Source organism: Shewanella subflava, from assembly GCF_025971955.1.
GTDB lineage: Bacteria > Pseudomonadota > Gammaproteobacteria > Enterobacterales > Shewanellaceae > Shewanella > Shewanella subflava.
Window position 1 is genome coordinate 58,671 of the sequence record NZ_JAPDMX010000030.1, and the last position, 7,074, is coordinate 65,744.

The following is a 7,074-nucleotide window of genomic DNA, read 5'->3' on the forward strand; positions in this document are numbered from 1 at the left end:
TAATTGACACGATTTAACTCCCTGACCGATGACCATATGCTCTTGGGCGAACATAATGATCGATAAAAGGGGCGCACATATTTGCCAATAATACGGCAAATGCCACAGCATCAGGATACCCACCAAAGGTTCTTATCACATAAATCAACACGCCTATCATTGCGCCAAAGATGATGCGTCCTCGAGCACTGGTTGCAGCCGTGACAGGATCGGTGGCAATAAAGAAAGCCGCTAGCATAGTGCCACCTGAAAATAAGTGCATAATTGGGCTAACGTGCGTGTCAGGATTAAGAAGAAATCCAAAACTTGAGCACAAAAATAACGCGCTTAGGATCCCAACGCTTATCTGCCAACGAATAACCTTGAGTTTGAGCATGATCAGTCCGCCGATCAAGAATGCAAAATTTACCTCAAACCATCCCAAGCCTGCCATGCCTGAAAAAATCGGTTTTGCTAAACTTTCATGGGTTGTTATTCCCATTGATAGGTCGGTTTTTAATGTGTCCAGTGGGGTGGCCATTGTGGTGCCATCAATGGCGAGATTATGTCCTGCCAACAAAATATCTGAGGCAGAATCGAATACCACTTGCCAAGCATAGCTTAAGGTAACGGATTGTTGTGCCGCTGACATAGGTGATACCCAGTCAGTCATTTGTACAGGAAACGAGATAAGTAATAGAACATAACCCGCCATAGCAGGGTTAAACAAATTATTACCCAGCCCACCGTATAGATGCTTAACAATAATGATGGAAAATAGCGTGCCGATGACAATGATCCACCAAGGGGCTAATGGTGGAATGGCAATCGCAAGCAATAGTGCTGTGACCAATGCACTGTTGTCAGCTAATGTTGATTTAATCGGCCGATTTCGCATTGCTAATATGACTGCCTCAGCGGCATAAGCGGTAATAACAGCGATAGCAATTTGGAATAAAGTGCCAAATCCAAAAAAATACAGCTGAGCTGCAATACCTGGAAGTAAGCACAGTGCAACTCTTTGCATGACTTTTGCCGTTTGCAAAGTGTTGCCAACATGGGGCGATGAGGCAATCTTAAATGCCATGATTAATCCTTTTTATCAGCTTGTAGAGCCAGTTTTTTTGCTTTTGCTTTGGCAACAGCGGCTGCAATTTTTGCTTTTTTATCTAGTGTGGCGGAATCAAAGTTGTCAGCTTGTGATGCTGCATTCGATAACGCTAATTCTAGATTTTTGGTTTCAGTCTGCTGTAATTGCTTTGCCTTAGCCTTTGCAACGGCGGCAGCAATACGTGCTTTTTTGTCCTTTTCAGGATCATTTAGGACAACATCAGCAACACTTTCCGTGTCAATATCGGTAGATATTGGCTCATTATGGTGTACTTCCGAACGGGATGCTAAAGGATGCTGATCCTCGTAACCTATGATTTTATCGTCTTTTTGTTGTGATTTCTTTGCTTTCGCCTTGGCGATGGCTAAAGCCACCCGTGCCTTTTTATCCAGGTCTGTCGCATCGATTTTAGATCCAGTCACGGGTTTTTCTGTAATAACAGTATTGTTTGTTGCTGTGATGATTACTGAGTGAGTTTCTGTTGGTTCAATTTCAGTTGCATTATCTGTTGATCCTGTCTGGTGTAACTTTTTTGCTTTAGCTTTAGCAATCGCGGCAGCCACTTTGGCTTTTTTGTCATTCTTTACATCATCTGACGTAGTCATCTCAGATACGTTATTCACAGCGAGAACCGAGGGATTAGCTTGGTTATTTTGAGCGGCTTTTTTCGCCTTGGCGCGGGCTACAGCTGCCGCAATGCGGTCTTTTTGTGACATTACTTCTGTAGTGATATTATCTTGTTCATTCAGCGCCGTTGATTCAGCTTGCGATGGATTATTTTCGGCCGATGAATGAGACTGTGCTGTTTGAGCGGCCTTTTTCGCTTTTGCTCTGGCTATTGCGGCACTGACAGCAGTTTTTTTATCTGTAGTTTCAGTAACAGCTTTGTCACTTTGTGTATTCACTGGTTGATTTACTTCATGAGATTGTGCCGCTTTTTTGGCTGCAATCCTCGCCATAGCAGCCGCGACTGCGTCTTTATCGGATGACTTCATATTCGCCTGGCGTTTTTCAGCGGCAGCTTTTGCTTTTGCTTCACGGGCGATTTTTTCATCTTCTAAACGTTGAAGTCTGGCTTCAAATCTCAGTTTTGCTTGTTCAGCAAGGACTTTTTCTTCGGCTGCAATTCTTAATGCTGATTTCGCAATACGGTAATATTCAACTAATGGAATATCGCTTGGACACACATAGCTGCAACAACCGCATTCGATGCAGTCTTGTAAATTAAAACTTGCAGCTTTGTCGTATTCTTCAGCTTTTGCATGCCAAAACAATTGCTGTGGTAATAAAAGAGCAGGGCATGCAAGGGCACATTCACCACAACGTATGCAGGCCTTTTCATCCATGTCGGGACTTATTTCGTCATCGGACGGGGCCAAAACACAGTTGGTTCCTTTTAACACAGGTACATATGTATCGTTTATTGCATAGCCCATCATCGGGCCACCAATAATCAGTTTTTGTGTTGTTGATGGTTGAAAGCCAACGCGTTCAAGTGCTGCAGTTATAGGAGTACCGATGGGGAGCCAATAATTGCCAGGTTGGTGAATGTTTTTACCCGTAAAAGTGACCACGCGCTCAATTAAAGGCTTACCAAAATAAATGGCGTCTTGGATAGCATAAGCCGTGCCCACATTTTGCACGACAATCCCTAATTGAGAAGGTAAACAACCACTTGGCACTTCCTTACCAGTGATGATTTGGATGAGCTGTTTTTCACCACCAGAAGGATATTTAGTCGGGATAACGGTTACCCTTGTGCTATTTGCAGGCAGATTACTCAGACTAATAGCCTGTTGCATTGCTTTAGCCGCTTCAGGCTTGTTGTCTTCAATGGCAATAATTATCCGCTGTGGACTCAATAGGCGATGAATAATTTCAATGCCTTTTAAGATCTCATGACTGTGTTCACGCATTAAGCGATCATCTGCGGTGATATAGGGCTCACATTCGACACCATTAATAATAACAAGGCCAATTTCACTGGCAGTGTTCAATTTAATATGTGTAGGAAATGTCGCCCCGCCCATGCCTGAAATGCCCGCTTGTTTTATCTTAAAGATAAGTTCGCTGTGGGATAGCGTGTTGGGATCGGATGCATTGAGTTGGCACCAAGTATCTAAACCGTCAGCTTCAATAATAATACTTAATACCGCTAAACCAGAGGCGTGATTGCTGGCAACAGGCTTAATATCAGTGACTTTTCCAGAGGTAGGGGCGTGCACCGGTAAATAGAGAAAACCATTGCCCTCAGTAAGTAGTTGACCTTTTAGTACTGTTTGGCCTACGTCGATCAGTAAACGAGCCTGCTCGCCAACCTGCGGAACAGGCACAATAAAATGTTTTGCTAAAGGTAAACGACTGATAGCTTGTGTATTGGATAACTCTTTAAGCTCAGGGGGGTGAATACCGCCAGGAGACTGCCAAAGTGAGCCTTTATCTAATTGTTCTAATAAAGTTAACACTATTTTTCCTCTTGGCTGTCTGACACAAGGGTGACAGGTATGGCATTTAGCTTCCAGTCCCAGTTTTTTAAAGTGGTCTGCACAGGGAGCATATCTATGCAATCAACAGGGCAGGGCTCAACACATAAATCACAACCTGTACAATCTTTAGCGATAACCGTGTGCATTAATTTACCCGTGCCGACGATTGCATCGACAGGACAAGCTTGAATGCATTTAGTACAACCAATACATTCGTCTTCTCGAATATATGCCACTTTTTTTACTGCTTCTTGGGCTTCTTGATTCAATGGTTCGGGGTCAACACCCATCAATTCGGCCAATTTTTCCATGGTAGCGGTGCCACCAGGCGGACATTTATTCACTTTATCGCCATTAGCGATGGCTTCAGCATAGGGACGACAACCCGGATAACCGCATTGGCCACATTGTGTTTGAGGTAAAAGTGCCTCGACTTGATCGATAATCGGATTGCCTTCAACTTTGAATTTATCGGCGGCAAATCCTAAAATGATGCCAAAAACGATAGCTACAATAGTGAGCACCGCAACAGCGACAAAAATACTGGTTATCATTACTTCACTAGCCCCGCGAATCCCATAAAGGCCAATGACATAAGACCGGCGGTTATCATAGCAATTGCCCCGCCTTTAAATGGTAACGGCACATCAGCAGCGGCAAGACGTTCTCGCATTGCAGAAAATAATACTAAAACCAATGAAAAACCAACAGCAGCACCGAAGCCATACACCGCAGATTGCAGGAAATTATGGTCTTCATTTACGTTTAAAAGCGCGACACCCAAAACTGCGCAGTTTGTGGTGATTAATGGAAGGTAAATACCCAGTGCTCGATGCAATGTGGCACTGGTTTTTTGGACTAACATTTCAGTAAATTGCACGACTACCGCTATGACAAGAATGAAGCTCATTGTCCGTAAATAGGCTAAATCAAATGGCTGCAGCAAAAACTCATTGGTTAAATAACTTAAAATCGATGCCAGTGTGAGCACGAAGGTCGTCGCCATTGACATACCAATCGCTGAGGCGAGCTTACTGGAAACGCCCATGAAGGGGCATAAACCAAGAAATTTAACTAATACAAAGTTGTTGACCAGTACAGTGCCAATCAATAAGAGAAGATACTCTGTCATCGCTACACATTTATTAATAAAAGATCTGCATATTATCTAAGGTTTAGCGCTGAGAAACAACGGATAAAAAATAAGGTTAACCAGATAATTGCTAACCTTAAAATAAAAATGTTCACATTGGTTGCCAAAGTGCTACCCAAATGGGCTTATTCTGACTTAATTACCTCATCAGGTTTGGCAATGTAATAACCCTGTAGACCATCGACTAGCAGTTTTTCTAGCGTTAATTTTTCATCTTGACGCTCGACACCGGTGGCAAACACTAAAATATTTAATCTTTTAGCGATATCGACAATCATACGGACAAAGAATTTATTATTGTTATCGGCGGCGATAGCATCACTATAACTGCTATCGAGTTTAATATAATCAGGCCGCACCTCTCGAAAAAATTTAAATGAGGTGAATCCTAGACCAAAACGTTCAACAGCAACTTTTGCATTGACTTTATGCATTTCAGATACAAAACGATGACTGGCATTCAAATTTGCTTGCATACCTGATTCGTTAATTTCAAACACTAACCTTGCTGCTTCTTTACGGTGATTACTTAACACATCTTTTAACCAGTAAATGAACACATCCTGTAAAGCCGATGTCGAACTGATGTTAACGCCAAAAGCCCCTAATAGGCTCGGATTCTCTTGCATTAATTTGAGTGTGTTAGTCACAATCATTTTATCTAATTCAACACTCAACCCATATCTTTCAGACATGGCAATCACAGTGGCGGTGGGTAAATGTTGGCCTTCAGCATTATAAAAACGTGATAACAGCTCTCTGTATAAATCGTTATCAGTGTTACAGGGTAATATTGGTTGTTGATAAAACTTAACCCCACGACGATTAATGATATCGTTAATGGTGATTTTCCAATGTTCATCACCGAATTTTTCATTTGCTTCAAATGTCTCTAAGTAATGATAACGATTAGGTCCTAAAGTCTGTGCAATGCTCACTGCAGAATCTGCGATCGCTAATAGTGTCATCGGATCGTTTGCAGATTTATACGGGACCACCCCGATGTGAGCAACAGAATCTTTTTGGGTACTTATTGTGTAATCATCAAATTGTTGCTTGAGTTTTTCAACGTAACTAACGCTATCTTTAATTGTTGAATTTTCAAGGAAAAGGGCAAAATCACTGCTGGAAATTCTAAAATACTCCGTTTTAGAATTTCGATTAGCTGCATTTCTAATGCAATCAGATAATTTTGCTAAGTAATCGTCACCGGCGATACGACCATAGAGTTGATTAACATTGGCAAGCTCAGATGCTTTTATCATCACTAACACACCAAATTCATTTTTTTGCTCGTCAGTAACGTTATCTAACTGCGTAATGAATCTTGGACGTGTCGAAAATTCAGTGACTGGATCGAGGTAAGCCGATTTGGTGAGTTTTTCATTTTCTAATCGAATGGAGTCTAAGCTTTCTTTTAATCGAGAACGGCATTTTTCTAATGCATCGCCGATAGGGGTGAGTAAGCCTTTAAGACGCGAAGTTTCTAGCGCTTGAAATGAAAGTGTTGAAATACTATTAATATACTGGGCAGCGTAATTGATTTGTTTTTTGTGTGCCCGTGATAGCAAAGCAAATAACAGCATTAAAACCAGATAGCTGATGGCGAGTAATTCAGAAATTTCTTGTAAATCAGCCAGGCTATCACTGATTACTCCATCAGAGCTCAGACGTACTTGCATGCGTCCATCAGGGAAGTTGAAACTATAGTCTACATCTACTTTGAATAAGGTATCTGCAATATTAGGGGCCGTAATCGCTAATGAGCCAAATGTATAGTTAAGACTGCTATCTGAGTTATGGGTGTATTGAAAAAATTGAAAATCATTGTCTTTGCTAAAGGTGTTGTATAAGTCCTCGCCATTTCCCGTCCAATCACTGAATTGCTGGACATAAATGATAAAATTCTGTCGAACTGATCCCGCTTGATTTTGAACTTTTTGGTCTTCAAGGGTATAAACGCGAATAAACAACAACCCGAACACAAGCAGTAGTATCAATTGGAAGGATTTTGATAAGCCCATAACATATCCATAATATAAGGGTGATCTCTTTTCACTCTGCTATCAGTAAAGAAAACAAGTAGATGGTTATTTATTCTTGGAAGAACTAATTTTTTGGTTTACCGAAAAGGTAATTTTACATTAACAAATAATCATAACAGAAATACACTAACTAAATCACTAACCTGAATAGGTTATATTTTAGCAATATTTAAATAATATGCAGTATTTTATTGAAAGGGCTTATGAAGTAGATGTTTAGTTGGCTCCCCAGACTGGACTTGAACCAGTGACATACGGATTAACAGTCCGCCGTTCTACCGACTGAACTACTGGGGAATA

Annotated in this window: 5 protein-coding genes and 1 tRNA gene; all 6 read right to left on the reverse strand. The window is 41.3% G+C overall.

Going from position 1 to position 7,074, the window contains the following annotated elements; genetic code table 11:
* Positions 1-13 precede the first annotated feature (13 nt).
* Positions 14-1,066 carry an electron transport complex subunit RsxD gene (gene rsxD / locus OHT75_RS14520; protein ID WP_264727893.1) on the reverse strand — a complete coding sequence of 351 codons (1,053 nt, stop codon included), beginning with the start codon at positions 1,064-1,066 and terminating at the stop codon, positions 14-16.
* A gap of 2 nt (positions 1,067-1,068) precedes the next feature.
* On the reverse strand, positions 1,069-3,555 hold the full coding sequence (rsxC, locus tag OHT75_RS14525) for an electron transport complex subunit RsxC (RefSeq protein WP_264727895.1): 2,487 nt from the start codon (positions 3,553-3,555) through the stop codon (positions 1,069-1,071).
* Positions 3,555-4,130, reverse strand: a complete 576-nt coding sequence (gene rsxB / locus OHT75_RS14530; protein ID WP_406682031.1) for an electron transport complex subunit RsxB — start codon at positions 4,128-4,130, stop codon at positions 3,555-3,557. The genes rsxC and rsxB overlap by 1 nt, the downstream gene beginning before the upstream one ends.
* The gene (gene rsxA, locus OHT75_RS14535; protein ID WP_264727897.1) at positions 4,130-4,708 is read right to left on the reverse strand and encodes an electron transport complex subunit RsxA; all 579 of its coding nucleotides are present in this window, start codon (positions 4,706-4,708) and stop codon (positions 4,130-4,132) included. Before rsxA ends, rsxB begins: the two co-directional genes overlap by 1 nt.
* A gap of 146 nt (positions 4,709-4,854) precedes the next feature.
* Positions 4,855-6,753 (reverse strand): EAL domain-containing protein, encoded by a 1,899-nt coding sequence (locus OHT75_RS14540; protein ID WP_264727900.1) that lies wholly within the window; start codon positions 6,751-6,753, stop codon positions 4,855-4,857.
* A gap of 242 nt (positions 6,754-6,995) precedes the next feature.
* Positions 6,996-7,071: transfer RNA gene (locus OHT75_RS14545), tRNA-Asn, on the reverse strand.
* Positions 7,072-7,074: the final 3 nt, after the last annotated feature.

What these genes read in the sequence shown, in the direction of transcription:
- rsxD (WP_264727893.1), bottom strand. Translation starts at nt 1,066, where the DNA reads ATGGCATTTAAGATTGCCTCATCGCCCCATGTTGGCAACACTTTGCAA.
- rsxA (WP_264727897.1), bottom strand. Translation starts at nt 4,708, where the DNA reads ATGACAGAGTATCTTCTCTTATTGATTGGCACTGTACTGGTCAACAAC.
- OHT75_RS14540 (WP_264727900.1), bottom strand. Translation starts at nt 6,753, where the DNA reads ATGGGCTTATCAAAATCCTTCCAATTGATACTACTGCTTGTGTTCGGG.
- rsxB (WP_406682031.1), bottom strand. Translation starts at nt 4,130, where the DNA reads ATGATAACCAGTATTTTTGTCGCTGTTGCGGTGCTCACTATTGTAGCT.